The sequence below is a fragment of the Nocardiopsis lambiniae genome, from assembly GCF_031845465.1.
Taxonomy (GTDB): domain Bacteria; phylum Actinomycetota; class Actinomycetes; order Streptosporangiales; family Streptosporangiaceae; genus Nocardiopsis; species Nocardiopsis lambiniae.
On sequence record NZ_JAVREP010000001.1, the window covers coordinates 740,042 to 766,820 of the forward strand.

19 protein-coding genes and 1 pseudogene are annotated in these 26,779 nt (G+C 71.8%); 14 read left to right on the top strand and 6 right to left on the bottom strand.

Going from position 1 to position 26,779, the window contains the following annotated elements; genetic code table 11:
• Position 1: 1 nt before the first annotated feature.
• A complete protein-coding gene (locus tag RM479_RS03310; protein WP_311510207.1) occupies positions 2-1,615 on the top strand; it encodes an ABC transporter permease subunit in 1,614 nt (537 codons plus the stop codon).
• Entirely contained in the window at positions 1,612-2,520 is a 909-nt protein-coding gene (locus tag RM479_RS03315; protein ID WP_311510208.1) for a sugar ABC transporter permease, read from the top strand. The genes RM479_RS03310 and RM479_RS03315 overlap by 4 nt, the downstream gene beginning before the upstream one ends.
• Positions 2,521-2,726: 206 nt before the next feature.
• Here the strand turns inward: RM479_RS03315 and lepA are convergent, their stop codons facing one another.
• Entirely contained in the window at positions 2,727-4,565 is a 1,839-nt protein-coding gene (gene lepA / locus RM479_RS03320; protein ID WP_311510209.1) for a translation elongation factor 4, read from the bottom strand.
• Between the two features lie 211 nt (positions 4,566-4,776).
• Between lepA and RM479_RS03325 the strand changes: the two genes are divergently transcribed.
• The 5 genes and pseudogenes from RM479_RS03325 to holA all read left to right on the top strand — a co-directional run bounded on the left by RM479_RS03325 (position 4,777) and on the right by holA (position 11,179).
• Positions 4,777-5,703, top strand: a complete 927-nt coding sequence (locus RM479_RS03325; RefSeq protein WP_311510210.1) for a hypothetical protein — start codon at positions 4,777-4,779, stop codon at positions 5,701-5,703.
• A 194-nt stretch (positions 5,704-5,897) separates the two neighbouring features.
• Positions 5,898-6,167: a 30S ribosomal protein S20 gene (rpsT, locus tag RM479_RS03330; protein ID WP_274807630.1), complete on the top strand. Its 270-nt coding sequence runs from the start codon at positions 5,898-5,900 to the stop codon at positions 6,165-6,167.
• Positions 6,168-6,274: 107 nt separating this feature from the next.
• A complete protein-coding gene (locus RM479_RS03335; protein WP_311510211.1) occupies positions 6,275-7,852 on the top strand; it encodes a helix-hairpin-helix domain-containing protein in 1,578 nt (525 codons plus the stop codon).
• A gap of 17 nt (positions 7,853-7,869) precedes the next feature.
• Positions 7,870-10,167 (top strand): annotated as a pseudogene (locus RM479_RS03340) (ComEC/Rec2 family competence protein); the annotation flags it as partial.
• Between the two features lie 49 nt (positions 10,168-10,216).
• Positions 10,217-11,179, top strand: a complete 963-nt coding sequence (gene holA, locus RM479_RS03345; RefSeq protein WP_311510212.1) for a DNA polymerase III subunit delta — start codon at positions 10,217-10,219, stop codon at positions 11,177-11,179.
• A 64-nt stretch (positions 11,180-11,243) separates the two neighbouring features.
• On the opposite strand, the gene RM479_RS03350 is transcribed toward holA, so the two are convergent.
• Both RM479_RS03350 and hflX read right to left on the bottom strand, forming a co-directional pair.
• Positions 11,244-12,452 (bottom strand): amidohydrolase family protein, encoded by a 1,209-nt coding sequence (locus RM479_RS03350; protein WP_274807627.1) that lies wholly within the window; start codon positions 12,450-12,452, stop codon positions 11,244-11,246.
• Positions 12,453-12,919: 467 nt separating this feature from the next.
• Positions 12,920-14,455: a GTPase HflX gene (gene hflX / locus RM479_RS03355; protein WP_311510213.1), complete on the bottom strand. Its 1,536-nt coding sequence runs from the start codon at positions 14,453-14,455 to the stop codon at positions 12,920-12,922.
• Positions 14,456-14,791: 336 nt separating this feature from the next.
• Between hflX and aceB the strand changes: the two genes are divergently transcribed.
• From aceB to RM479_RS03375, 4 genes are all read left to right on the top strand, one after another.
• Positions 14,792-16,396, top strand: coding sequence for a malate synthase A (gene aceB / locus RM479_RS03360; protein ID WP_311510214.1), 1,605 nt, complete (start codon positions 14,792-14,794; stop codon positions 16,394-16,396).
• Positions 16,397-16,580: 184 nt separating this feature from the next.
• The gene (locus RM479_RS03365; RefSeq protein ID WP_311510215.1) at positions 16,581-18,065 is read left to right on the top strand and encodes an FAD-linked oxidase C-terminal domain-containing protein; all 1,485 of its coding nucleotides are present in this window, start codon (positions 16,581-16,583) and stop codon (positions 18,063-18,065) included.
• A 14-nt stretch (positions 18,066-18,079) separates the two neighbouring features.
• Entirely contained in the window at positions 18,080-19,327 is a 1,248-nt protein-coding gene (locus RM479_RS03370; RefSeq protein ID WP_311510216.1) for an FAD-binding oxidoreductase, read from the top strand.
• Positions 19,324-20,721, top strand: coding sequence for a (Fe-S)-binding protein (locus tag RM479_RS03375; protein WP_311510217.1), 1,398 nt, complete (start codon positions 19,324-19,326; stop codon positions 20,719-20,721). The genes RM479_RS03370 and RM479_RS03375 overlap by 4 nt, the downstream gene beginning before the upstream one ends.
• Positions 20,722-20,737: 16 nt before the next feature.
• On the opposite strand, the gene RM479_RS03380 is transcribed toward RM479_RS03375, so the two are convergent.
• Positions 20,738-21,376 (bottom strand): TetR/AcrR family transcriptional regulator C-terminal domain-containing protein, encoded by a 639-nt coding sequence (locus RM479_RS03380; RefSeq protein WP_311510218.1) that lies wholly within the window; start codon positions 21,374-21,376, stop codon positions 20,738-20,740.
• Between the two features lie 92 nt (positions 21,377-21,468).
• On the opposite strand from RM479_RS03380, the gene RM479_RS03385 reads away from it, so the two are divergent.
• On the top strand, positions 21,469-22,065 hold the full coding sequence (locus RM479_RS03385) for an anthrone oxygenase family protein (protein WP_311510219.1): 597 nt from the start codon (positions 21,469-21,471) through the stop codon (positions 22,063-22,065).
• Here RM479_RS03385 and dapF read toward each other — a convergent pair.
• Positions 22,031-22,846: a diaminopimelate epimerase gene (gene dapF / locus RM479_RS03390; RefSeq protein WP_311510220.1), complete on the bottom strand. Its 816-nt coding sequence runs from the start codon at positions 22,844-22,846 to the stop codon at positions 22,031-22,033. The two genes, RM479_RS03385 and dapF, sit on opposite strands and share 35 nt — an antisense overlap.
• 132 nt (positions 22,847-22,978) lie before the next feature.
• Here dapF and miaA point away from each other — a divergent pair, with 132 nt between their 5' ends.
• A complete protein-coding gene (miaA, locus tag RM479_RS03395; RefSeq protein WP_311510221.1) occupies positions 22,979-23,968 on the top strand; it encodes a tRNA (adenosine(37)-N6)-dimethylallyltransferase MiaA in 990 nt (329 codons plus the stop codon).
• Between the two features lie 229 nt (positions 23,969-24,197).
• Here miaA and miaB read toward each other — a convergent pair whose 3' ends face one another.
• Positions 24,198-25,664, bottom strand: coding sequence for a tRNA (N6-isopentenyl adenosine(37)-C2)-methylthiotransferase MiaB (gene miaB / locus RM479_RS03400; RefSeq protein ID WP_311510437.1), 1,467 nt, complete (start codon positions 25,662-25,664; stop codon positions 24,198-24,200).
• Between the two features lie 350 nt (positions 25,665-26,014).
• On the opposite strand from miaB, the gene RM479_RS03405 reads away from it, so the two are divergent.
• Positions 26,015-26,758: an amino acid ABC transporter ATP-binding protein gene (locus RM479_RS03405; RefSeq protein ID WP_311510222.1), complete on the top strand. Its 744-nt coding sequence runs from the start codon at positions 26,015-26,017 to the stop codon at positions 26,756-26,758.
• Positions 26,759-26,779 lie beyond the last annotated feature (21 nt).

The window sequence follows — 26,779 nt, forward strand, 5'->3', positions numbered from 1 at the left end:
CGTGGCCTCCGACAGCAACGTGGGCGCCCCCGGACCGGGGGCGCCCGCCCGCACCTCCCCGTCCGGGGGACGCTCCTCCGGCTCCGGCTCCCTCTGGGGACAGCTGGTCAAGATCTCCCTGCTCGGTCTGTTCACCGCCCTCGCCCTCTGGGCGGTCCTGCCGCTGTACGTGGACGGCAACTGGTGGGGCATGGCGGTCGTGGTGGCCGTCCTCGTCCTCGTCTACCTGGTGTACCTGTCCAAGCGGACGGTGCCCCTCAAGTACCTGCTCCCCGGCGTGCTGCTGCTGGTGGCCTTCCAGATCCTGCCGGTGCTCTACACGATGAGCACGTCGGTGACGAACTTCAGCGACGGCCACCGGGGCGACAAGGACCAGGCCATCGCCGCCATCGAGGCCTACTCGGTGACCCGCGCCGAGCAGGGCCGCGAGTTCGGTCTGACCGTCGCGACCGTCGGAGACCCCGACCTCGGCGAACTGGTCTTCCTGCTCACCGACACCGAGGGCACCCCTTACGTCGGTGACATCGAAGGGCTGCGTCCCCTCGACGACGCCACCGTCGATCCCGGTTCGGGACGCGTCACCGAGGCGTTCGGATACACCGTCCTGACGCCCGCCCAGGTCAACGCCCGCAGTCGGGAACTGGAGGAGTTCGCCGTCCCCGTCGGCGACGGCTCGGGCATCCGGGCCAACAGCCTGTCCACCGCCTACGAGGGCAGGGCCACCCGGGTCTACGACGCGGACTGCGACTGCGTCACCGACACCGAGACCGGCGTCGTCTACACCGCCGACGACGAACGGGGCGCGTTCTACGACGAGGACGGACAGCGGCTCCCCCAGGGCTGGCAGGTGAACGTCGGCTTCGACAACTTCGCCCGCTTCCTGTTCAACCCGACGTTCGCCTCCTCGTTCTTCTCCATCCTGGTGTGGAACATCGCCTTCGCCGTGAGCATCACCTTCCTGGTGTTCGTCGTGGGTCTGGCGATCGCCCTCACGCTGCACACGCCGCGGTTGCGCGGCAAGGTCGTGTACCGGGTCCTGGTGGTCCTGCCGTACGCGATGAGTTCGCTGGCGATGTACCTGCTCTGGCGGGACATGTTCAACACCGACTTCGGCCTGTTCAACCAGTTGCTGGGGACGAACGTCGACTGGTTGGGCGACGCCTGGACGGCCCGGTTCGCGGTCATCCTCGCCAACGTGTGGCTCGGATACCCGTACATGTTCCTGGTCGCCACCGGCGCCCTCCAGGCGATCCCGCGCGAGCTGACCCAGGCGGCGCGGATCGACGGGGCCGGCGCCTGGCAGGCGTTCCGGCACGTGACCCTGCCGATGCTCATGGTCGCGATGACGCCGATCCTCATCGCGACGTTCGCGTTCAACTTCAACAACTTCAACGCGGTGTGGCTGATCACCAAGGGCGGACCGTTCCCGCCGAACGACCCGTCCGCCGGGGCCACCGACCTGCTCATCACCTACACCTACCGGATGGCCTTCAGCCAGGCCACGGCCGAGTACGGGTACGCGGCGGCGCTGTCGGTGATGATCTTCGTGATCGTCTCCGTGATGTCGGTGATCAGCCTCAGTCGCAGCAAGGCCTTGCAGGAGGTGGACCGATGACCGCGCAGACCTCCGAGGGGGGCACCCGGGCGACCTACCGCAGGAGCCCCGGCAGCGCGTTCGCGCTGTGGGCGGGACGGTTCGGGTGGCGGCACCTGGTGATGATCGTGGTCGCCGCGTTCGCGCTGTTCCCGGTGCTGTTCGTCGTGTCGGCCGCGGTCAACCCGGTGGGCACGCTCAGCAGCGCCCGACTGTGGCCGACCGGGGCCGGGTTCGACAACGCCCGGGACCTCTTCACGAACACGCCGTTCACCACCTGGTACGCCAACTCGCTGTTCTTCGCGCTGACCAACGCCGTCGTGACGGTGCTGCTGTCGGCGCTGGCGGCGTACGCGTTCAGCCGGATGCGCTTCAGGGGCCGCCGGGTGGGGATGATCGGCCTGCTGATCATCCAGATGTTCCCGCAGTTCCTGGCGATCGTCGCGATCTACCTGATGTTCAGCACCATCGGCGAGTACCGGCCGGAGGTCGGTTTCGACACCCGGTGGGGGCTGCTGCTGGTCTACCTGGGCGGCGCCCTGAGCATCAACACGTGGTTGATGAAGGGCTTCTTCGACACGGTGCCCAAGGAGCTCGACGAGTCCGCGCAGATGGACGGGGCCACCCACGCACAGGTGTTCTTCAGGATCATGCTGCCGCTGGTCACCCCGGTGCTGGCGATCGTGGGACTGCTGGTGTTCATCTCCACCATCAACGAGTTCCTCATGGCCAGCGTGTTCCTGCGCGACACCGGGGCCAAGACCCTGGGACTGGGCCTGTACCAACTGGTGGAGTCGCAGCGCAACGCCAACTTCGGGATGTTCGCGGTGGGGGCGATCATGCTGTCGCTGCCGACACTGATCGTGTTCTGGTTCCTCCAGCGCTACATCACCGAGGGTCTGACCGCGGGGGCGGTCAAGGGCTGACCGACCCGTCGCACACGAGAGGGGCGCCCCGAGGGTCGAGGGGCGCCCCTTCGTCGTGTCCGGCCCGACGGTCCCCCCGGTAACCGGAGCACGGCGGAACAGGCGGGGCAGCGCGTCGGCGTCCCCGCGAAAGGACCCGGCCGCGGGCCCCCCCGGAAGCGGGGGTGCCGCGGCCGACGGAAGCCCCTGGGCCCCGGCGCGAAGGACTACTTCTTCTTCTTGTCCTCGCCGGTGGTGTCCGTGGACAGCGCGGAGATGAAGGCCTCCTGGGGCACCTCGACCCGGCCCACCATCTTCATGCGCTTCTTGCCCTCCTTCTGCTTCTCCAGCAGCTTGCGCTTACGGCTGATGTCACCGCCGTAGCACTTGGCGAGCACGTCCTTGCGGATGGCGCGGATGTTCTCGCGGGCGATGACCCGGGCGCCGATCGCGGCCTGGATGGGCACCTCGAACTGCTGCCGGGGGATGAGTTCGCGCAACTTCTTGGTCATCTCCACGCCGTACGTGTACGCCTTGTCCTTGTGGACGATCGCGGAGAAGGCGTCGACGGCCTCGCCCTGGAGCAGGATGTCGACCTTGACCAGCTCGGCCTGCTGCTCGCCGATGGGCTCGTAGTCCAGGGAGGCGTACCCCTTGGTGCGGGACTTGAGGTGGTCGAAGAAGTCGAAGACGATCTCCGCCATCGGCAGGGTGTAGCGCATCTCGACGCGGTCCTCGGACAGGTAGTCCATGCCCTGGAGGTCGCCGCGGCGCTCCTGGCACAGCTCCATGATCTGGCCGATGTAGTCCGAGGGGCTGAGCACGGTGGCCTTGACCATCGGCTCGTAGATCGCGGCGATCTTTCCGGCGGGGAACTCGCTGGGGTTGGTCACCACGTGCTCGGTGCCGTCCTCCATCTCCACCCGGTAGACCACGTTGGGCGCGGTGGAGATGAGGTCGAGGTTGAACTCGCGCTCCAAGCGGGCGCGGGTGATCTCCAGGTGCAGCAGACCCAGGAAACCGCAGCGGAACCCGAAGCCCAGCGCGGCGGAGGTCTCCGGCTCGAACACCAGGGCCGCGTCGTTGAGCTGGAGCTTCTCCAGGGCGTCGCGCAGCACCGGGTAGTCGGTGCCCTCGATCGGGTACAGGCCCGAGAAGACCATGGGCTTGGGGTCCTGGTAGCCCTCCAGCATCCGGGTGGCGGGCCGGTTCAGCGAGGTGATGGTGTCGCCGACCTTGGACTGGCGCACGTCCTTCACACCGGTGATGATGTAGCCGACCTCGCCCACGCCCAGACCCTCGCACTTGGTGGGCTCGGGGGAGCTGACGCCGATCTCCAGGATCTCGTGGGAGGCCCGGGTGGACATCATCTGGATGCGCTCGCGCGGGCTGAGCCGGCCGTCGATGACACGGACGTAGGTGACCACGCCGCGGTAGGTGTCGTAGACGGAGTCGAAGATCATCGCGCGGGCCGGGGCCTCGGCCTCGCCGACGGGCGGCGGGATCTGGCGGACGATCTCGTTGAGGAGCTCCTCGACGCCCTCGCCGGTCTTGGCGCTGACCCTGAGCACGTCGGAGGGCTCGCAGCCGATGATGCCGGCCAGTTCCACGGAGTACTTCTCCGGCTGGGCGGCCGGGAGGTCGATCTTGTTGAGCACCGGGATGATCGTCAGATCGTTCTCCAGCGCCATGTACAGGTTGGCCAGGGTCTGGGCCTCGATGCCCTGGGCCGCGTCCACCAGCAGGACGGCGCCCTCACAGGCGGCCAGCGAACGGGAGACCTCGTAGGTGAAGTCGACGTGCCCGGGGGTGTCGATGAGGTCCAGGGTGTAGGTCCGGTCGTCCAGGGCGGTGAAGGGGATGCGCACGGCCTGGGACTTGATGGTGATGCCGCGTTCGCGCTCGATGTCCATGCGGTCCAGGTACTGGGCCCGCATCTGACGGTCATCGACGGCGCCGGTGATCTGGAGCATCCGGTCGGCCAGCGTCGATTTGCCATGGTCGATGTGCGCGATGATGCAGAAGTTGCGGATCAGCGCGGGATCGGTCCAGTTCGGCTGTGCCACCGTGCTCCGTTCGACAAGGGTTCGGGGTGTGCGGCCCGCGGGCCGTCGTCCATTGTCCCACGACGGGCGCGCGCCCTCCCCTGGGAGGACGGCGGACGGTGCGACAGTATGGGTCGCGCACGCGGGTCTTTCCGATGTCCAGATTATGCGACCCCGTGCCGGGAACGGACCCGGTCGGTGCGCGTCGCGGAAACGGTGGAGGAGCTCTTCGGTGAGGTGGTTTCTGACGCGGTTGCTGGCGGGGGTGGCGGCGATCGCGGTCGTGCTCGCCGGGGTCGGCGTACTGCTCGCGGCCCAGTACTCCGGAACGCCCGCGGCGTGGGCGCTCTCCCAGGGAACGGACGCCGTCCGGGTGGAGTCGGAGAAGGACGCCGAGGCGCTGGGGCCGCTGCTCGACACCGGGTCGGTGGACACGGTGTACGTGCTCGTCGGTGAGATCGACGCCGACGGGGCGATCGAACCCGCGCCCGACGTCGAGGCGATCCTGGCCCGGGTGGCGGCCCACCCCGACGTCCGCGCCCTGGCGTGGCTGCGGCACGTCACCGAGGGGTCGTCCCTGCTGGTCGACCGGTTCGACCGGCAGGCGCGGGAGGTCCTCGCCCCCGCCGTGGCGGAGGCCGCCGAGGGGTTCGCGGGGGCGCACCTGGAGATCCGGCCGGTGACCGTGAACGACCCGTCGCTGCCCACGCTCATGGAGATGGTGCGCGAGGAGTTGGGCGAGGAGGCCGTCCTGTCGGTGCGGGCGCACCACGTGGAACCGGTCCCGGGCGGTCGGATCCCGTCGTTCATCGTGAACCGGGAGGAGAAGTACTGGTCCCAGGGGTATCTGGCGCGGGTCGCGGAGAACGCCGACGAGGTCGTGCTGCCCGGAACCGGGGCGGAGATGCCGATGGACTCCCTGTACGGCGGGTTCATGGTGCGACAGGTGACCGAGTCGGTGTCGGCGGTGCGCGCCCGGGAGGGGCTGACCCTGCGGTTCGGGGTGCCGGCCGAGGGTGGTGAGGAGAGCGCGGAGACGGCGCTGTCCGCCATCCGACTGGGGATGACCAGGGCGGACGTACCCGAGGGCCTTCGCTTGGGGGTGGTCCTGAGCGACCCCGCGCAGACCACGGCGTACACCTCGGGGTGGCTGGGCTGACCGGTGCGCGAAGCAGTGAGGGGAGTGCGGCATACTGGAAGTCCGTGTCTCGGACTTCCACGTTCTTTCGAGCCTCGTGGAATTGCACACCCGGCGTCGGTGCCCGTGCCGGCCGCTCGCGGAACGGCTGCCCGTGAGCAGAGCCCTCGGACGGATCGACGCACAGAAACAGATCAACTGGAGCACGTTTTCGCATGGCGAACATCAAGTCGCAGAAGAAGCGCATTCGGCAGAACGAGAAGGCTCGTGTCCGCAACCAGGCGGTGCGCTCTTCGCTGAAGACGGCCGTCCGCAAGTTCCGTGAGGCTGCCGAGGCCGGGGACGCCGAGAAGGCCACCGTGGCGCAGCGTTCCGCCGCTCGCGCCCTGGACAAGGCCGTGAGCAAGGGCGTCATCCACAAGAACCAGGCCGCGAACCGCAAGAGCGCGATCGCCAAGCGCCTGCACGAGGTGCAGAGCGCCTAAGGGCCCTTCTCGAAGGCCCGGTCCCCCGTGGGGGCCGGGCCTTCGAGTTATCCACAGGTCGCGCATTCGTGGTGGCGGAGCGTGAACGCCCTTCTTACCTTGGGCTCATGACCCCTCGACGTTCCCACGACCAGCAGGACCGACTCCGCGCCCTGGGGCTGGACGCCTCCCCCGCCGCCCGCCGGTTGCGCGCCCGCATCCCCAGGCCGCCCACCGAACCCGTGCCGGGTATCCCGAGCGCGCCCTACGCCGTCCCCGAGTCCGCCGTTCCGTACGCGTGGCCCGAACGCGACCCGCTGGACCGCGTCCCGGCTCCCCCGGAACCGCCCGGTGCGCGCACGGTGCGCACCCCGCCTCCGCGCGGCCCGGCCCCGTGGACCGGCGCCGCCGACGACACCGCCGAGGTCGGACCGCACGGCACCGCCCGCCTCACCCCCCGGCCCCGAGGCGGCCACGGGGCCGAGGATGCCGCCCGGCCGACCCGCACCGCCGACGCACGAGGCGTCGACGGGCCGGCCCACACCGCCGAACCCTCCCCGGACATCCGCGTGACCGGTGCCGACGACCGGCACGGGGACGCGTCCGGGGAACACGGGCGCGCCCGGCGCACGGGCCCCGGCCGGCGCGGACGACCGCGCGTCGCGCCGACACCGGTGGGCGGCGCGCGGTGGCCCGGGGACCGTGACACCGAGGCGGGCGACGCGCGACGGGCGACGCCCGCACCACGGCCTTGCGCCGATCACGCACCGGGCCCGGGCAACCGACCCCGGCGACACGCGGACGACCCGGGCGGGCACCGAGGCCGCGGGAGCGACCGCGCGCCGGGGACGGTGGAGGGCGAACCGCTCCGAGGCGGCGGGCCGGACGACGCACCCCGGTCGGACCGGGCGGGTGGGGCACGAGGCTCCGAGGACGCTCCGGTGGTCGAAGAGGCCGGTCCGGAAGGGCCGGTCCGGGCACCCCGTCGACGTGGGGAGGGCGCGGACGCGGCCGTGTCACGGCCGCCGGTGGGGTACACGGAGTTCCTGCCGGAGCGGCACGGCACGTTCATGGAGCGGTTGTCGCGCGGGTGGCTCCCCGAGGCGACCATGTCCCGGCGGGCGGTGGCGGCCCTTCTCGTGGTGGGGCTGATCGCGATCGCCGCCGTGCTGTTCCTGCGGGACCGGCCGAGCGAGGCCGCGGCACCCGAGACGGTGGCCCATGTGCTCCCCGCCGAGGTCGGGACCGAGACCGGGGTCGGGCCCGGAACCGAGACCGATCCCGCGACGGACCTGGTGGTGCACGTGGGCGGGGAGGTCGAGGATCCCGGGTTGTACACGCTGCCACCGGGTTCCCGTGTGGCCGACGCGGTGGAGGCCGCCGGCGGCGCCCTGCCCGACGCCGACCTGGACCTGCTCAACCTCGCGCGCTCCCTGATCGACGGGGAGCAGATCCTGGTGGGCCTGCCGCGACCGGAGGCCGCCGCACCGCCGGCGGGCACGTCCGAGGGCCCGCTGGTGAACATCAACCTGGCCGACGAGAAGGAACTGGAGACACTCCCCCGGGTGGGCGAGGTGACCGCCGCCAAGATCGTCGCCCATCGCGAGGCCAACGGACCGTTCACCAGCGTGGACGACCTCATCAACGTCGACCGGATCGGGGCCCGGACCTTGGAGGAGATCCGTCCGCACGCGACCGTCGGCTGAGGAGGGGGTGACCCGCGGTGGTGGTGTGGCTGGGGTCGGACGGCCACGGTGTGGGGCGTCCGCTGGATCTGCGGTCGGCGATCCCCGCCGGGACGGCGTGGGCGGCGGCGCTGGCTGCACCGGCCCTGCCGCCCTGGGCGGCGTGGACCGTGGGCGGCACGGCCTGGGTCGCGGCGGTGCTGATCTTCGTGTCGGCGCGGGCGCCGACGGAGGCGGTGGCGTTGACCGTCGCCGCGTCCCTGGCGTGCGCCGGGACGGTCTCCGTGGTGGTGGGCGTCCAGGTGCACCGGGTGGCGTCGAGCGCGGCCCGGGAGGCGATCGACCGGGGCGAGGTGGGGTTCACCGCCGAGCTCACCGGTGACCCACGGGCCCGGGCCGGGACACCCCGGCCCGGCCGGGCCGAGTGGGTGATCCGAGCGCGCGCCACGGAGGTGGACGGGAAGGGGTCGGCGGCGCCGGTGGTGGTGTTGGCCTCCGGTGAGGAATGGGCCGGGCTGCTGCCCGGGCAGGTCCTGCGCGCCCGGGGTGCGTTCGTGGCCGCCGAGGGCGACCCCTTCCTCGGTGCCCTGGTGGTGGTGCGCGGGCCGCCCCGGGACGTGGGACCGGCATCGCGGTCGCAGGAGTTCGCCGGCGGGGTGCGCGCCGGGTTGCGGGACGCGGCCGCCGGTCTGCCCGAGCCGGAGCGGGACCTGCTGCCCGCGTTGATCGTCGGCGACACCTCCGGTGTCGACCCCCGGGTGGCCGAGGACTTCCGGGCCACCGGCATGACCCATCTGTTGACGGTGTCCGGGGCCAATCTGGCCATTCTGACCGGTGCCGTGGTGGCCGCCGCCCGACTGGTGCGCGCGCCGCCGTGGTGGACGGTCCTGGGCGGGGCCGTGATGATCTGGTTGTTCGTCCTGGTGTGCCGCCCCGAGCCCAGTGTCGTGCGGGCCGCCTTCATGGGCTCGCTGGGCCTGTTGGCGTTGGCCACGGGACGCGCCCACGCGGCGCTCGGGGCGTTGGGGGTGACCGTGGTCGGGGTGCTGTTCGTCGCCCCGGCGCTGGCCTCCTCCTATGGTTTCGCGCTGTCGGTGCTGGCCACGGCGGGCATCGTGGTGCTGGTACCGGGGTGGACCCGGGAGTGGTCGCGGTCGATGCCGGCTCCGCTGGCGGAGGCGTTGGCGGTGGCGGTGGCGGCGCACGTGGCGGTCGCCCCGGTGCTGGTCACCCTGTCGGGCGAGGTGTCGTGGGTGGCGATCCCCGCCAACATGCTGGCCGCCCCGGTCGTGGCGGTGGTGACGGTGCTCGGTTCGCTGGTGGCGGCCTCGGCGGTGGTCGCCCCCGGGGCGGCGGCCGCGTTGGCTCCGGTGCCCGGGTGGGGTGTGTCCTGGATCGCGACGGTGGCGGAGGTCGGCGCCCGGATCCCGCACGGTTCGCTGCCCTGGCGGCCCGACGTGGCGGGCGCGCTCCTGTTGGCCGCCCTCCTGGCCGTCCTGGTGCTGTCGCGGGGGCGGGCCCGGCGGATGATCGCCGCCGTGGCGACGGCGGTGCTGCTGCTGGGTCTGGCCGCCCGCTGCCTTCCGGGCGGGTGGCCGCCCACGGGGTGGTCGGTGGTGGCCTGCGACGTGGGCCAGGGCAGCGCGTTCGTGCTGTCGGTGGCTCCGGGGGCGGCGGTGGTGGCCGACACCGGTGAGCACCCGGAGGCCATCGACGCCTGTCTGGACCGGCTGGGGGTGCGCGAGGTGCCCCTGTTGGTGCTGAGCCACGATCACGCCGACCACGTGGACGGCACCCCCGGGGTGCTGCGGCACCGGCGGGTGCACCGGGCGCTGGTCCCACCGGGTTTCGCCGACACCCCGGTCGGGGAACTGCTCGCCCGGGAGGGGGTGGAGTCGGTGACCGCCGAACGCGGTTCCCTGGTGCGGGTGGGCGTCTGGACGCTGCGCGTGCTGTGGCCGGAGCCGGGCTACCGGGGTTCGGTCAACGACGGCTCGGTGGTGGTGCGGGCCGACGATCCGCACCTGTCGGTGCTGCTGACGGGGGACATCGAGGAGGACGCGCAGCGAAGGCTGCTCGGGGAACCGCTCGCGGTGGCCGTCCTGGCGGTGCCCCATCACGGTTCGGCGGCCCAGGTACCGGAGTTCCTGGAGGCCACGGGGGCGCGCATCGCGTTGACCTCGGTGGGCGCCGACAACCGCTACGGTCACCCGGCCCCGTTCACGCGGAGTCTCCTGCGCCGGATGGGCGCGCTGGACCTGCGCACCGACCTGTCCGGCGACATCGCGGTCCTGGGTTCGGGCGACGAGCCACGGGCGTTGGTGCGGGGGCCGGACCGGTCGCTTCGACGCGCGGCCGGTCGGTGGGGCGTGGCATGCTCGTGGTATGCCTGCACCCGCCCCGATCACGATCATCGTCGGCGACGAGGAACTCCTCGTCGACCGGGCCGTCGCCGCCATCGTGGCCGCCGTCCGCTCCGAGGACCCCGAGGTGGACGTCCACGACCTGGTCCCCGCCCAGGTGGGCCCCAACACCATGGTGGAGGTCACCTCGCCGTCGCTGTTCGGCGACCGTCGGGTGGTCGTCCTGCGCGCCTCCCAGGACCTCGTCAAGGACCTGACCGAGACCGTCACCGCCTACCTCCGGGACCCGGCCGAGGACGTCACCCTGGTCCTGACCCACGCGGGCGGCAACAAGGGCAAGGTCCTGTTGCAGGCGGCGCTGGAGGCCGGGGCGGCCCGGGTGGACTGCAAGGGCCCGTCGAAGGGTCCCGAGCGGGTGGCGTTCGTCAAGGGCGAGTTCGCGGCGGCGGGGCGGCAGATCACCCCGGACGCCGCGCAGGCGCTGCTCGACGCGGTGGGCACCGAACTGCGCGAGATCGCGGCGGCCTGCACCCAGTTGATCGCCGACACCGAGGGGCGGGTGGACGTCACGGCGGTGGCCAGGTACCACTCCGGCCGGGCGGAGGCGTCGGGGTTCACCGTCGCGGACCGCGCGGTGGAGGGCCGGCTGGCCGAGGCGTTGGAGCAGTTGCGGTGGTCGTTGGCGGTGGGCACCGCCCCGGTGCTCATCAACAGCGCGCTGGCGGGCGCGGTGCGCGGGATCGCCGTGGTGGCGGGTCCCTCGCGCGGCGGATCCGACGCCGATCTGGCCAAGAGCGCCAAGGTGCCGCCGTGGAAGCTGCGCACGCTGCGCCAGCAGGCGCGCGGATGGAGCCCGGCGGGGATCGGGAGGGCGATGACGGTGGTCGCGGAGACCGACGCGCTGATCAAGGGCGCCGGCCGTGACCCGGGGTACGCGCTGGAGCGGGCCGTCATCGAGATCGCCCGGGCCCGCGGCCGTCGTTAGGGCCTGCCCGGACTTCGTGCGGCGGAGCGGGTGCCGCGGGCGTGCTCGCGCGAGGGCGGACGCCTCAGTGGATGGTACGGCCGCCCTGCCAGACACGCAGGGTGTTGAGGCCCATCGACCAGGCGAAGGCGCCCTCGTGGTCGGCGTCCCACTGCACCAGGTCGGCGAGGTTGCCGGGGGTGAGCATGCCCCGATCGGTGACCCCCAGGGCGCGGGCGCCGCCGACGGTGGCGGCGTGCAACGCCTCCTGCACGGTCATCTCGAACATGGCGATGGCCAGGGAGATGATGAGCGGCATCGACGTGGCGCCGCTCTGCCCGGGGTTGTGGTCGGTGCCCAGACCGATGGGGACGCCGTGGTCGAGCAGGGCCCGGACCGGGGGCCTGCGCCGTTCGTGCAGCGAGGTGGTGGGGCAGGCGACCACGGGGGTGCGGGTGGCGGCCAGGGCCAGCACGTCCTCGTCATCGGTCTCGTGCAGCAGGTCGACGGAGGTGCAGCCCAGTTCGGCGGCCATGCGCACGGCGCCGTGGCGGGGGCGCGAGCAGGCGTGCAGGGTGGTGCGCAGTCCGACGGACTGGCCCACCGAGAGCAGCATCCGCGCGTCGTCCGTGGTGAACTGCCGGTTGTCGCAGTAGACGTCGACCCCGTCGGCACCGGCCAAGGAGGCGTCGGCGAGCCAGGAGGCGGCGGTGGCGACGTACTCGGCGGGACGGCCGAAGAACTCGGGCGGGACTCCGTGCGCGGGAAAGAACGTGATGTGCAGGCGCGGCATGCCGGGCTCCTCCTCCAGGGAGCGCAGCAGGCGCACGTCGGCGAGTTCACCGTCGCGGGTCAGGTGGTAGCCGGTCTTGGCCTCCACGGTGGTGGTGCCGGTGATGACCCAGTGCCGCAACCGCTCGCGCACGGCGTTGCACAACGTCCACGGGTCGGTGCCGCGCGTGATGGTGACGGTGGTGGACACGCCTCCCCCGGCCGCGAAGATGTCCCCCTGGGAGGCGCCCTTGGCCCACAGGTTGACCTCGGCGTAGCGGTCGCCCGCGTAGACGGGGTGGCAGTGGGCGTCGATCAGGCCGGGGGTGATGAGTCCGCCACCGATGTTGACGACCTCGTCCACATCGGTGAGGTCGTCGTAGACACCGGGCAGGTGTTGGGGCAGCTCGGCGGCGTGTCCGACCCAGGCCACGCGGTCCTCGTCGATCAGGAGGGCGGCCTTGGTCAGCATCTCGTTGCCGGTCCACAGCCGACCGATGTTGCTGAGGAGTACGACCGTCATGGTCCGCCGCCGGTCAGTTCCACCGCGAGGAGTGGGGGGAGGGGTCGTGCGGGGAACGGGCGGACATGGCGACCTCGTATCTGGGACGATCCGACAGAGCCGATGGGGGCGGCCGGGGGCACCGCCGCGCGGGCCGGGGGACGTCGGCGCACCTGGCACGCCGCGTCCACTGTTCGGGAAGGCAGCGGCCGGTGCTGAAACCGTAGTCCATTCTCGGACTCCGTGTACACCTCTCCACAGGGACGAATGCGAGCGTTCCGGGGCACGGCTCGCGAGTGGGCGGCGTGACGAACGCCATGTGAACCATTCGTGACCTGCGACTCTCCGGCACTCTCGGACCACGTCCTGATACGTCCGAAACGTGAAACCCACCGTCCCGAACGCGGACGGGTCCCCGCGCGCGGCCCGTCGGCGAACGCGAACGGGCCCCGGCCGCGTCGGCGGTCGGGGCCCGTGTCGCGGGCGGGTCAGGCCGTGCTGAGGGCGTAGTCCTCCAGCTTGCCGGCCAGCATCCGCGAGACGAAGGCGTGCAGCTCGGTGCCCTCCGCGGTGTGCTCCTCGGCGAGGACGCGCCCCTCCTCGTGCATCTTGGCGACCAGGTCACCGCGCGAGTAGGGAACCCGGACGCGCACCTCGTGCGCGAGTTCGGGCAGCGCCTCCGCCAGTGCCGTGATGAGGGCGGGGATGCCCTCCCCGGTACGGGCGGAGACCTCGACCATGCCGGGGTGGCGGGTCCGCAGGGCCTTGAGGACGTCGTGGTCGGCCGCGTCGACCTTGTTGACCACGATCAGCTCGGGCACCTCGGTGGCGTCGATGTCGGCGAACACCTCGCGCACCGCGGTGATCTGGCTCTCCGGGTCCGGGTGCGATCCGTCGATCACGTGGAGGATCAGGTCGGCGTCGGCGACCTCCTCCAGGGTGGATCGGAACGCCTCCACCAGCTGGTGCGGCAGGTGGCGGACGAATCCGACGGTGTCGCTGAGCGTGAACCCGCGACCGTCGGGCGTGCGGGCCTGGCGGACGGTCGGGTCCAGGGTGGCGAACAGGGCGTTCTCCACCAGGACGCCGGCCCCGGTCAACCGGTTGAGCAGGCTCGACTTGCCGGCGTTGGTGTAACCGGCGATCGCGACCGAGGGCACCTCGCGGGTGCGCCGGACGTCGCGCTTGACGTCGCGGGCGGTGCGCATGTGGGCGAGCTGCCTGCGCAGCTTGGCCATCTTGTCGTTGATGCGCCGTCGGTCGGTCTCGATCTTGGTCTCACCGGGACCGCGCAGGCCCACGCCGCCGCCCGCGCCGCCGCCACCGGAACCACCGGCCTGACGGGACAGGCTGTCACCCCAACCGCGCAGACGCGGGAGCAGGTAGCTGAGCTGGGCGAGTTCGACCTGGGCCTTGCCCTCGCTGCTGCGCGCGTGCTGGGCGAAGATGTCCAGGATGAGCGCGGTGCGGTCGACGACCTTGACCTTGACCACGTCCTCCAGCTGACGCAGCTGGCCGGGGGTGAGTTCACCGTCGCAGATGACGGTGTCGGCACCGGTGGCCTCGACGATGTCGCGGAGTTCGGCGGCCTTGCCCTTACCGACGTAGGTGGCGGGGTCGGGCTTGGAGCGGCGCTGGGTCAGCCCCTCCAGGACCAGGGCGCCCGCCGTCTCGGACAGGGCGGCCAGCTCGACGAGCGAGTTGTCGGCGTCGGTCTGGGTCCCGTTGGTCCAGACGCCGATGAGGACGACGCGTTCCAGACGCAGCGACCGGTACTCGACCTCGGTGATGTCGGTGAGCTCGGTGGACAGCCCCTGGACGCGACGCAGCGCGTGTCGGTCGGCGAGTTCCATCTCACCCTGGTCGGGGACGTCCCACGCCCCGGAACGGTCACCGCCGGTGTCACGGCGGGACCCCTCGTCGGCGTCGGTCCCGTCCTCGACGGTGAACGTGTCGTGGAGCGTCTCCTCGTCGGCGGCCTCGAAGCCGTCACGGGCGCTTCCACGGGTATCGGCAGTATTCATATCCCTCCAAGTGGGTCAACGCGGCCATCGGGGTGATTCTTCCCGGTCCGGGCCGTGTGGACCACCTTGTCGATGGTGACACGCGCTTCCCGTCGGGGCATCTGAATTATCGCAGGCTCCGGGGCGCGGGAGGAGACGCCGCTCGGACATACCGCGATACCCGACCGCGGGCATCACCTGAAGAATCACGGAAGTTGCCGGAGAATTTTTGACAAGATTCACATTGTGCGAAACTTCGTTGTCATATGAGGCGGGGGGCGCGTTGACCCGCACTCACCGGCGACGGTAGCGTTTTCCACATCCCAGAAGCTTGTTTCGTATCGCGGAAGGTTTTCCATGGGCGCCACCCACGGGGTCGAGATCACCGGCCCTCTCAACGACCGGTTCGACGAGATCCTCACCGACGAGGCGCTCGCCCTCGTCGCCGAGCTGCACCGCGCCTTCGAGGGACGACGCCAGGAGCTGCTGGCCGCGCGCAAGGTCCGCGAGGAGCAGGTCGCCTCCGGGATCGACCTCGACTTCCTCCCCGAGACGAAGCACATCCGCGAGGACGACTCCTGGCAGGTCGCTCCGCCCGCCCCCGGCATCACCGACCGCCGCGTCGAGATCACCGGCCCCACCGATCGCAAGATGACCATCAACGCGCTCAACTCCGGTGCCAGGGTGTGGCTGGCCGACTTCGAGGACGCCAACACCCCGCTGTGGGAGAACATGATCCAGGGGCAGCTCAACCTGCGCGACGCCCTGGACCGCACCATCGACTTCACCTCCCCCCAGGGCAAGACCTACGCCCTGAAGGAGGACGGTGAACTGGCCACCATCGTCGTCCGCCCGCGCGGTTGGCACCTGGACGAGAAGCACATCCTCGTCGACGGCGGGCGGGTCGCCGGCGGCATCGTCGACTTCGCGCTCTACTTCTTCCACTGCGCGCAGCGCCAGCTGGACAAGGGCAAGGGGCCGTACTTCTACCTGCCCAAGATGCAGAGCCACCTCGAAGCCCGCCTCTGGAACGACATCTTCCTCCTGGCCCAGGAGCGCGTCGGCATCCCGCGCGGCACCATCCGCGCCACCTGCCTGATCGAGACCATCCCGGCCGCGTTCGAGATGGAGGAGATCCTCTACGAGCTGCGCGAGCACTCCGCCGGCCTCAACGCGGGTCGCTGGGACTACCTGTTCAGCATCATCAAGACGCACCGCACCCGCGGCCGGGGGTTCCTGCTGCCCGAGCGCAACGCCGTCACCATGACCGCCCCGATGATGCGCGCCTACACCGAGCTGCTGGTCAAGACCTGCCACAAGCGCGGCGCCCACGCCATCGGCGGCATGGCCGCGTTCATCCCCTCCCGCAAGGACGAGGAGGTCAACAAGGTCGCCTTCGCCAAGGTCCGCGACGACAAGTCCCGCGAGTCCGGAGACGGTTTCGACGGTTCCTGGGTGGCCCACCCCGACCTGGTCCCCATCGCCATGGAGATCTTCGACGGCGTCCTGGGCGAGCGGCCCAACCAGATCGACAAGAAGCGCCCCGAGGTCGAGGTGACGGCGGCCGACCTGCTCGCCGTGGACCGGACCCCGGGCGGCGTCACCCTGGCGGGTCTGCGCGGCAACGTCAACGTCGCCCTCCAGTACCTGGCCGCCTGGATGGGCGGCAACGGCGCGGTGGCGATCCACAACCTCATGGAGGACGCCGCCACCGCCGAGATCTCCCGCTCCCAGATCTGGCAGTGGCTGCACAACGACGTCACCCTCGACGGCGGCCCGAAGGTCACCGCCGAACTGGTCTCCGGGATCATCGACGAGGAGCTGGTGACCATCCGCGAGTCCCTGGGCGCGGCGTTCGACGAGAACCTGTACAAGCAGGCCAAGGAGCTGTTCTCCGAGGTCGCGCTGGCCGACGACTACGTCGACTTCCTGACCCTGCCGGCCTACGAGCGCATGCCGTAACCGCGTCACGGTCCCTCGGGGGCGGTGGTCCGTCCGGACCACCGCCCCCTTTCCTTCCGCCCAACGAGAAACAAGTTCCGCGCCACCTCTTGTGTGGTGGGACACGCGGTCGTACCGTTCCCAGGCGAGGTCACCACCGGAGAATCGGGAGGGTCCGACTCCGGAGACGCCCCGGGAGGCGCCCATGACCGAGACCGCCCACCCGATCCCGGCCGCCGTGGCCGCGCTCGTCCCCCGGCTGCGCCGGATCTGCGGCGGCGACGGCGTCCTCACCGACGCCTCGCGGCGCCGCGTCTACGAGAGCGACGGCCTCACCCGCCACCGCGCGGTCCCCGGTGTCGTGGTCCTGCCCACCACCGCCGAACAGGTCACCGCCGTGGTGCGTCTGTGCGCCGAGACCGGTGTCCCCTTCGTCCCCCGGGGCGCGGGCACCGGCCTGTCGGCGGGCGCCCTCCCCCACCCCGAGGGCGTACTGCTGTCCACGTCGCGCATGCGCCGGATCATCGAGGTCGATCCCGACAACGAGTGCGCCGTCGTCGAACCGGGGGTGGCCAACCTCGACGTCAGCCGGGCCGCCGCCCCGTACGGCCTCTACTACGCGCCCGATCCCTCCAGCCAGCAGGTGTGCTCGGTGGGCGGCAACGTCGCCGAGAACTCCGGCGGCGCCCACTGCCTCAAGTACGGGTTCACCGTCGACCACGTGCGCGGTCTGGACGTGGTCACCCCCCAGGGCGCCCTCCTGCGCCTGGGCGGCAAGGCCCCGGACGCGCCCGGCCACGACCTCATCGGCGCCTTCGTCGGCTCCGAGGGCACCCTCGGCATCGCCACCCGGATCACCGTGGGCCTGACCCGGCTACCGGAGCGGACCGTGACCCTGCTGTCGGCGTTCACCTCCATGGACGCCGGCGGACGGGCGGTGAGCGCGATCATCGCCGCGGGGGTGCTGCCCTCGGCGATCGAGATGATGGACGCCCTGGCCATCGAGGCCGCCGAGGCGGCCGTGGCCTGCGATTACCCGGCGGGCGCCGCCTGCGTGCTCATCGTGGAGCTGGACGGCCCGGCCGTGGAGGTGGAGGCGGAGCTCGCCGAGGTCGTCCGGCTGTGCGCGTCCGCCGGGGCGTTCGAGACCCGCACCGCCGCCGACGCGGACGAACGGGCCCGGATCTGGAAGGGCCGCAAGTCGGCCTTCGCCGCCGTGGGACGGATCAGCCCCACCTACATCGTCCAGGACGGGGTGGTGCCCCGCACCGCCCTGCCCGAGGTGCTGCGCCGGATCACCGAACTGTCGGCCGAGAGCGGCATCCGCGTCGCCAACGTGTTCCACGCGGGGGACGGCAACCTGCACCCGTTGGTGCTGTTCGACGACGCCGAGCCCGGCGCGGCGGAACGCGCCGAGGAGGTGTCGGGGGCCATCCTCGACCTGTGCGTGGAACACGGCGGGTCCATCACCGGTGAGCACGGCGTGGGCGTGGACAAGGCGTGCAAGATGCCGCGCATGTACTCCCCCGACGACCTGGAGACCTTCGACCTGTTCCGCCGCGCCCTGGATCCGAGGGGGATCGCCAACCCGGACAAGCTGTTGCCCACGCCCCGCCTGTGCGGGGAGGTACCGGGGGTACGTCGGGGTGCGCACCCGCTGGTGGAGTCGGGCGAGGCCGAACAGTTCTGAGCGAGGGGGCGGGTGTGACGCGGCAGGGGATCGAAGACGTCCGCGCGGGCGGGCCGGAGGACGCCGTGTGCGGTGTCGTCCCGACGCACGTGGCACGGCCGCGGGACACGGAGACGTTGGGCCGTCTGCTGGCCGGGGCCGCCGAACGCGGCCGGTCGGTGGCGGTGCGCGGCGGGGGCACCGCGCAGGACTGGGGAGGTCGGCCGCGCACCGTGGACCTGCTGGTGGACACCGGCGCGCTGACGTGGATCGACCACGACGCGGGCGATCTGGTGGTGGAGGTCGGCGCGGGCACCCCGGTGGCCGAGCTGACGGCGACGCTCGCGAAGGCGGGGCAACGCCTGTCGGTGGACCCCGTCCGGGCCGGGGGGACCGTGGGCGGCCTGCTCGCCACGGGCGTCTGCGGGCCGCGCCGCCTGCGCACCGGGACGCTGCGGAACCTGGTCATCGGGATGACGGTGGTGCGCGCCGACGGGGTCGTCGCCCGCAGCGGCGGTCGGGTGGTGAAGAACGTCGCCGGGTACGACCTCGCCAAACTGCACACCGGCGGGTACGGAACGCTGGGCGTCATCGCGTCGGCGGCCTTCCGGCTGCACCCGCTGCCGCCGGCCCTTCGCCTGATCGAACTGCCGCTGCCCTCCCTGGCCCACGCCGAACGCCGACTCACCCTGCTGCGGGCGGGCCGAGCCGTGCCCGCCGCTGTGGAGCTCGACTGGCCCGGGCAGGGGCGGTCGCGCCTGCGCGTGGTGCTGGAGGGCACCTCCGAGGGGGTCCGGGCACGCACCGCCGACCTGGTCACCGCGCTGGCCCCGGGCCTGCCCGCCGGGGAGGTGGGTGTGCGCGACGCCCTGCCGCCGGGCTGGGGGCTGCTGCCCACCGAGGGGACGCTGATCCGGCTGTCCGTACCCCCGGCGCGGAGCGCGGCGGCGGTCGCCCGCGCGGCCGAACTGGGCGATGCCGTGGGAACGGACCTCCGCGTGACCGGCTCGGCGGGGGCGGGAGCCCTGGTCGTCGCCGTCCCGCCGGGCGCGTCCGCCGAGGTGATCGGCCTCCTCCTGGAGGGGCTGCGCTCGGTCCCCGAGTGGTCGGCGACGGTGCTGCGCGCCGAACCGCACGTCCACGAGGCGGGCGTGGACCTGTGGGGCGAGGTACCCGGCCTGGCGGTGATGCGCGCGATCAAGGACGCGCTGGATCCCGGTCATCGGCTGGCGCCCGGCCGTTTCGTGACCGACGGGCCCGACGACCTCCGGGAGGAACCATGACCGACCCGTCCGAACCGACGGCCGCGCGGTCCTTCGAGGACCTGCTCGGCGACTGTGTCCACTGCGGCTTCTGCCTGCCCACCTGTCCCACCCACGTGCTGTGGGGGCAGGAGATGGACTCCCCGCGCGGGCGCATCCACCTCATGGCGCAGACCCACGACGACGTGCTGACCGAGGCCGCCGTCGGCCACTTCGACAACTGCCTGGGCTGCCTGGCCTGTGTGACCGCCTGCCCCTCCGGGGTGGCCTACGACGCCCTCATCGACCGCACCCGGGTGCGGGTGGAGGAGGAGCACCGACGGCCGCTGCCCGAGCGGGCGCTGCGCGCCGCGGTGTTCGCGCTCTTCCCGCACCGGCGGCGGCTGCGCCTGCTGCGCGGCCCGCTGCGCGCCTACCGGGCGTCGGGGGCGTCCGCCCTGGTGCGCCGTTCCGGGCTGCTGGACCGGCTCTCCCCCGCGCTGGCCACCATGGAGCGCGTCGCCCCGCCGCTGTCGGCCCGGCCGCCCGCGATCCCCGAGCTGGTCCCGGCGTCGGGCCGGGCGCGGGCCCGGGTGGGAATACTGCTGGGCTGTGTGCAGGACGCGTTCTTCCCCGACGTGAACACGGCCACGGCGCGCATCCTGGCCCTGGAGGGCTGCGACGTGGTCGTCCCCCGCGACCAGGGCTGCTGCGGCGCGCTCTCGGGCCACGCCGGGCGGGGCGCCGAGGCGGCGGGGTTCCTCCAGGCGCTCATCGGCGCGTTCGAGCGCGCCGACGTGGAGCGGATCGTGGTGAACTCGGCGGGCTGCGGCTCGGGGATGCGCCACGCCGAGCGCGTGCTCGCCGAGGCCGGGGCCGACGACGCCCTCGTCCGGCGCGGCCGGGCGTTCGCCGCCAAGGTCGTGGACCTCACCGAGTTCCTGGTGGACCTGGGCCCGGTGGCCGAACGCCGCCCGCTGCCGCTGCACGCCGCCTACCACGACGCCTGCCACCTGTCCCACGGCCAGGGCGTGACCCGCCAACCGCGCGCCCTGCTGGCCGGCATCCCGGAGCTGACCGTGTCGGACCTGCCGAACAAGGAGATCTGCTGCGGCTCGGCGGGCGTCTACAACCTGTTCAAGCCGGAGCCCGCCCGTGAGCTGGGCGACCGCAAGGCCGCCGACGCGGCCTCGACCGGCGCCCGGCTGCTGGTGTCGGGCAATCCGGGCTGTTCGCTCCAGATCGCCTCCGCCCTGGAGCGGGCGGGTACCCCGATGGCGGTGGCGCACACCGCCCGGGTCCTGGACGCCTCCCTGCGCGGCCTGCCCGTGGAGCACCTTCTCGGAAGGGTTTCGGCGGCCAGGCCCGAACCGGCCGCGACGTGCGATCGAATCCGATCCGGCAGAGCCCGGAACAAGTTCCACGGCCTGCGATAACGCTCGGATTCACGGGTCAGCGCGCGAAGCCGTCCGCTCCGGCGAGGGCCAGGAAACGATCCACGGCGATCCGCGCCTGGACACGGATGTCCTCTTCGCCGGGCGGGCGCTCACCCAGGAGCACCCGGATCTGGAGGTCGCGGACCACCAGACCGTAGAAGAACTGGAACGCCTCCTCCGGGTCGTCGACGCGCAGCACGCCCTCATCGGCCAGGTGGCCGAGGAACTCCGCGACCAGGGGTCCGGTGGTGTACCGGCCGTGCCTCAGGAGGAGTTCGGCCAGTTCGGGTGAGGTCATGGCCGCTCGGTTCAGCGCCACCGAGACATCGCCGACGAGCAGCATGAGCAGGTTCCGAGCGATCGCGGTGAGTGTGTCGCGCGGGTCGGCCGACCGGTCGAGCGCCGTCGCGACGGCCGCGTTGACCTGTTCGGCCTGCCACTCGATGAGTGCGGCGAGGAGCCCCTGGCGATGACCGAACCAGGCGTACAGGCTCTCCTTGGACGATCCGGCACGGGTCGCCACGGCCTGCATGGTGATGCCGGCGACTCCGCGTTCGAGGAGTTCGGCGAGCGCCGCCTCCAACGCGGCCCGGCGTCGCCGGGCCTGCTCGCCCGCACGGGGCCGACCCCGACGGGACGCTCCTGCTGCCGCCATGGACACCTCCGGCCATTCCCTTAATCCGAACTCTTGGGTACGATTAAAAACGAACCCAGGCGTTCCATTTCTACCCCGCCCCGGAGGTCCCCATGACAGCACCCCGCTCCCCGCGCACACCGTCGGCGCCCTCGCCCGGGGCGCTCCACGTCATCCGGGGCCTGGTACTGGGGTCGGCCGCGCTCGCCATGGGGCTCATCTCGGGCTTCTTCTACGCGTACGCCTGCTCGGTCATGGTCGGTCTCGCCCGCGTGGACGACCACACGTTCATCGACACCATGCAGTGGATCAACGCCACGGTACGGAACAGGTGGTTCGCCCCCGCCTTCTTCGGCGCGCTCGTCCTGACCGCCCTCGCGGTCCTGCTGCACCTGCCGCGCGGCCGACGACGCGTGCTGCCGTGGGCCGTTGCGGCACTCGCCCTCTACGCCACGGCCTTCGGCATCACCATGGGGGTCAACGTGCCCCTCAACGAGGAGTTGGCCGCGGCCGGCGACCCCGCACTCATCGGCGATCCCGCGGCCGTCCGCGCCGCCTTCGAAGCCCCCTGGGCAGCGTGGAACACCACTCGCACCGTCGCCTCCACCGCCGCACTCGGCTGCCTGCTCCGAGCCCTGGCACTGCACGGCAGGGCGTCCCACCCGGACGCCCCGGCTACCTCGGAACCGTCTCGCCCTCTGCGACGATGACCGCCGGGCCCCTCAGACGGGCCCCGTCCGCGTCGAGGAACACGGTGCACTCGCCGCCCGGGACGCGCACCCGCCAGGTGGCGCTCTCCCCCGGAGGGGTGGCTGCCACGGCGGTGGCCACGATGCCGGTGCCGCAGGAGCGGGTCTCCCCCGCACCGCGCTCGTACACGCGCATCTGGAGCACGCCCGGGCCGACCTCGTTGTACACCTCGACGTTGGCCCCCGCGGGGAACGCGTCGGGGTCCAGCACCGGCAGGGTCCGCAAGTCCACCTCGGCGACCGGTGCGGAGATCTCGCAGGCCAGGTGCGGGTTGCCCACGGAGATGCGGACACCGTCCACGGTGCGGTCGGCCAACTCGGCCGAGGAGGAGCCCAGGCGCTCCACGCGACCCATGTCCACGGTGATGTCGCCGTTCGCCTCGACGGTGACCTCCTTGGCGCCGTCGCGGGTGCCGACCTCGAACCGGTCGGCGTCCACGAGCCCGGCGTGGCGGAGGTAGCGGGCGAACACCCGCACCCCGTTCCCGCACATCTCGGCGATGCTGCCGTCGGCGTTGCGGTAGTCCATGAACCACTCGGCGCGCTCGGCGGTCCGGGCCGACGGGGCGAGCGCCTCGCCCAGGACCCGGGTGCGCACCACGCGCAGGATGCCGTCGCCACCGATCCCGGCGCGCCGGTCGCACAGCAGTCGGACGTCCGCCTCCGTGAGGTCGAGCTCCCCGTCGGGGTCGGGGAGGATCACGAAGTCGTTCTCGGTTCCGTGGCCCTTGGCGAATCGCATGCGCCCAGATTAGTGCCCACAAGGGTCCCCAGAGGTCGGGAGAGGTCCTTGGAGGACACCTTCGAGTCCCCTCGCACGACCTCTGCGGGCACGACCGTCCGGATCGGCCCCGACGCGGCTTAGGCTGAGGAGATGATCAAGGTGATCGCGGTCGTGGGTCCGACCGCCGTGGGCAAATCCGACCTGGCCGTGGAGATGGCCCTGCACTTGGAAGAGCGCGTCGGCCGTCGCGGTGAGGTGATCAACGCCGACTCCATGCAGCTGTACCGGGGAATGGACATCGGCACCGCCAAGCTCTCGGAGGAGGAGCGGCGGGGGGTGCCCCACCATCTGTTGGACGTGTGGGACGTCACCGAGCCGGCCGACGTCGCGAGTTATCAGACGATGGCCCGCGAACGGGTCGAGGACTGCGCCGACCGCGACGTCCTGCCGATCCTGGTGGGCGGGTCCGGGCTGTACGTGCGCGCGGTCCTGGACCATCTGGACTTCCCCGGCACCGACCCCGAGGTGCGCGCCCGCCTGGAGTCGGAGCTGGCCGACGTGGGTCCCGGCGTCCTGCACGCCCGGTTGGCGGAGTCCGATCCGGCGGCGGCGCGGGCCATTCTGCCCGGCAACGGTCGGCGGATCGTGCGGGCGCTGGAGGTCATCGAGCTGACGGGACGGCCGTTCACGGCGACCCTGCCCGATCACACCCCCTTCTACCCGTGCGCCCAGATCGGGCTGGACGCGCCGCGCCCGGAACTGGACGAGCGCGTCGACCTGCGGGTGGAGCGCATGTGGGAGAAGGGCCTGCTCGACGAGGTCCGAAGGTTGGACTCCCAGGGGCTGCGCGAGGGGCGGACCGCGGCCAAGGCGCTCGGGTACGCCCAGGCGCTGGCGCAGCTGGACGGGGAGTTGTCGGAGGAGGAGGCCAAGGCGGCCACCGCCCAGGCCACCCGTCGGTTCGTCCGCCGCCAGGAGTCGTGGTTCCGCCGTGATCCGCGGGTGCGGTGGCTGCCCTACGACGCCCCGGATCTGTTGGAGCGGGCGTTGAACCGGGTGGAGGCGGCGTTGTCGACCTCCGTCGAGGATCCCGGCGAGGCGTTGGTGGACATCGCCACGATGGTCCCCCGAGGCCGGTGACCGCGTCGAGGCCGCGCACCGGGGCCGCCTCCCCCGCGTCGCCGCACGCCGCGCGCCCCGAGTTCGTCGCCCTGTTCGACGGCTTGCCCGGGCGGGCCGGCGCGGCGCCGGAGGAGTACCCCCCACCCCTCGGGTGAACGCCCCGGGAGGGCGCGCGAGGACGGGGCGGCGTCACGCCCCACGACGACGGCCCCGGCGCGAACGCACCGGGGCCGTGGTCTGTCGAACGTCAGGCGAGGTCGCAGCCGCCGACGGGGGCGGGCTGCTCGGCGGGCCTGCCGATACGGGGCATGCCCAACAGGACCTCGGGCTTCCTCTCCTGGACGGGCTCGCCGTTGCGGGCCGCCCAGGCGTCGCCGGCGCGGGTACGGCGCAGGTCCCGCACCCCGGAGTCGGCCACCAGGTGGTGCGGTGCCGCGTAGGTCACCCGGACGGTCACCACGTCGCCCGGTCGGGGCTCCTCGCCGTCACCGACGGCGAAGTGCACCAGGCGGTTGTCGGGGGCGCGGCCGGACAGGCGGCGGTGCTCGCCGTCCTTGCGGCCCTCGCCATCGGCCACCAGCAGTTCGACCTCGGTGCCGACCAACTTCTTGTTCTCCTCCCAGGAGATCTCCTCCTGGAGGTCGACCAGCCGCTGGTAGCGGTCCTTGACGACCTCCGGCGGCACCTGGTCGTCCATGGTGGCGGCCGGGGTACCGGGGCGCTTGGAGTACTGGAAGGTGAACGCGGCGGAGAAACGGGCCTCGCGGACCACGTGCAGCGTCTCCACGAAGTCCTCCTCGGTCTCGCCGGGGAAGCCCACGATGATGTCGGTGGTGATGGCGGCGTGCGGCATGACCTCGCGCACCTTCTCCACGATGCCCAGGAAACGCTCCTGGCGGTAGGAGCGGCGCATCGCCTTGAGGACGCGGCTGGAACCCGACTGCAACGGCATGTGCAGCTGCGGCATGACGTTGGGGGTCTCGGCCATCGCCTCGATGACGTCATCGGTGAAGTCGCGCGGGTGAGGGGAGGTGAAGCGGACCCGCTCCAGCCCCTCGATCTCACCGCAGGCGCGCAGCAGTTTGGAGAAGGCCTGCCGGTCGCCGAATCCGCTGCCGTAGGCGTTGACGTTCTGGCCGAGCAGGGTGATCTCGCTGACGCCCTCCGCGACCAGGGCGCGCACCTCGGCGAGGATGTCGCCGGGGCGGCGGTCCTGTTCCTTGCCGCGCAGCGCCGGGACGATGCAGAAGGTGCAGGTGTTGTTGCACCCGACCGAGATCGACACCCACGCCGCGTACGCCGACTCGCGACGGCTGGGCAGCGTGGAGGGGAAGTGCTCCAGCGACTCGGCGATCTCGACCTGCGCCTCCTTCTGGACGCGGGCGCGTTCCAGGAGGGCCGGCAGGGAGCCGATGTTGTGGGTGCCGAACACGACGTCGACCCAGGGGGCGCGCCGGACGATCTCACCCCGGTCCTTCTGCGCCAGACAGCCCCCGACGGCGATCTGCATGCCGGGGTTGGCGTCCTTGACCGGACGGAGATGCCCGAGGTTGCCGTACAGGCGATTGTCCGCGTTCTCCCGGACCGCACAGGTGTTGAAGACGACGATGTCCGCGGTGGTGTCCTCGGCCGCCCGAGCGTACCCAGCGTCCTCCAGCAGACCGGAGAGGCGCTCGGAGTCGTGGACGTTCATCTGGCAGCCGTAGGTCCGCACTTGGTAGGTACGACTCTGGCTCACGGTTCCAGGCTATCCGGTGCCGCGGACCCGCCGACGCCCTCCGCCGATCCGGTCGCGGCCCGGCCCGGTCGGGGGCCGCTCGGGAACGTCGCCGAAGGCCGCGGGTGTCGAGCGCGTGACCAGGGGGAAGGAGGGGGACGCCGGCAGCCCGCAGGCACGCCGGGCAGGACTCTGGAGGACGAAACGGCCACTCTGCGCAACGGACGAGGATCTAATCCTTCGAACCGATAACGGTTTCGCGGATCACGCCGTAACAAGTCCACTACTCCATGAGCGGTCCGCGTTTTCGTGATGACACGGCAACAACAACACACTAGGTTCCCACCATGACCTCAACTCCTCTCGTCGTGCTGGAGAACGTCAACAAGCATTTCGGCGACCTGCACGTGCTCCGCGACATCGATCTGACGGTTAACTCCGGCGAGGTGGTGGTCGTCATCGGGCCCTCAGGGTCCGGCAAGTCGACACTGTGCCGCACGATCAACCGCCTGGAGAGCATCGACTCGGGCGTGATCACCCTCGACGGTCAACCGCTCCCGGCCGAGGGGCGCGCGCTCGCGCGTCTGCGCAGCGATGTGGGCATGGTGTTCCAGTCGTTCAACCTGTTCGCGCACAAGACCGTGTTGCAGAACGTGACGCTGGGGCCGATGAAGGTCCTGCGCAAGTCCAGGACCGAGGCCGACGCCCGCGGCATGGAACTGCTGGAACGGGTCCGCATCGGCGAGCAGGCCGACAAGTACCCGGCCCAGCTCTCCGGCGGCCAGCAGCAGCGTGTGGCCATCGCCCGTGCCCTGGCGATGAACCCCAAGGTCCTGCTGTTCGACGAGCCGACCTCCGCGCTGGACCCGGAGATGGTCCAAGAGGTCCTGGACGTCATGACCGACCTGGCGAGCGAGGGCATGACCATGGTCGTGGTCACCCACGAGATGGGCTTCGCCCGGCGTGCCGCCAACCGGGTCGTGTTCATGGCCGACGGGGAGATCGTCGAGGAGAACACCCCCGACGAGTTCTTCACCAACCCGCGGTCGGAGCGGGCCCAGGACTTCCTCTCCAAGATTCTGACCCACTAGCCTCCCCCCGCGGCCCGGCAA

Bases quoted from the DNA above. Each gene is read 5' to 3' on its own strand.
- RM479_RS03315 (WP_311510208.1), top strand. From the start codon at position 1,612: ATGACCGCGCAGACCTCCGAGGGGGGCACCCGGGCGACCTACCGCAGG.
- rpsT (WP_274807630.1), top strand. From the start codon at position 5,898: ATGGCGAACATCAAGTCGCAGAAGAAGCGCATTCGGCAGAACGAGAAG.
- RM479_RS03335 (WP_311510211.1), top strand. From the start codon at position 6,275: ATGACCCCTCGACGTTCCCACGACCAGCAGGACCGACTCCGCGCCCTG.
- holA (WP_311510212.1), top strand. From the start codon at position 10,217: ATGCCTGCACCCGCCCCGATCACGATCATCGTCGGCGACGAGGAACTC.
- RM479_RS03350 (WP_274807627.1), bottom strand. From the start codon at position 12,452: ATGACGGTCGTACTCCTCAGCAACATCGGTCGGCTGTGGACCGGCAAC.
- hflX (WP_311510213.1), bottom strand. From the start codon at position 14,455: ATGAATACTGCCGATACCCGTGGAAGCGCCCGTGACGGCTTCGAGGCC.
- aceB (WP_311510214.1), top strand. From the start codon at position 14,792: ATGGGCGCCACCCACGGGGTCGAGATCACCGGCCCTCTCAACGACCGG.
- RM479_RS03365 (WP_311510215.1), top strand. From the start codon at position 16,581: ATGACCGAGACCGCCCACCCGATCCCGGCCGCCGTGGCCGCGCTCGTC.
- RM479_RS03375 (WP_311510217.1), top strand. From the start codon at position 19,324: ATGACCGACCCGTCCGAACCGACGGCCGCGCGGTCCTTCGAGGACCTG.
- RM479_RS03380 (WP_311510218.1), bottom strand. From the start codon at position 21,376: ATGGCGGCAGCAGGAGCGTCCCGTCGGGGTCGGCCCCGTGCGGGCGAG.
- RM479_RS03385 (WP_311510219.1), top strand. From the start codon at position 21,469: ATGACAGCACCCCGCTCCCCGCGCACACCGTCGGCGCCCTCGCCCGGG.
- dapF (WP_311510220.1), bottom strand. From the start codon at position 22,846: ATGCGATTCGCCAAGGGCCACGGAACCGAGAACGACTTCGTGATCCTC.
- miaA (WP_311510221.1), top strand. From the start codon at position 22,979: ATGATCAAGGTGATCGCGGTCGTGGGTCCGACCGCCGTGGGCAAATCC.
- RM479_RS03405 (WP_311510222.1), top strand. From the start codon at position 26,015: ATGACCTCAACTCCTCTCGTCGTGCTGGAGAACGTCAACAAGCATTTC.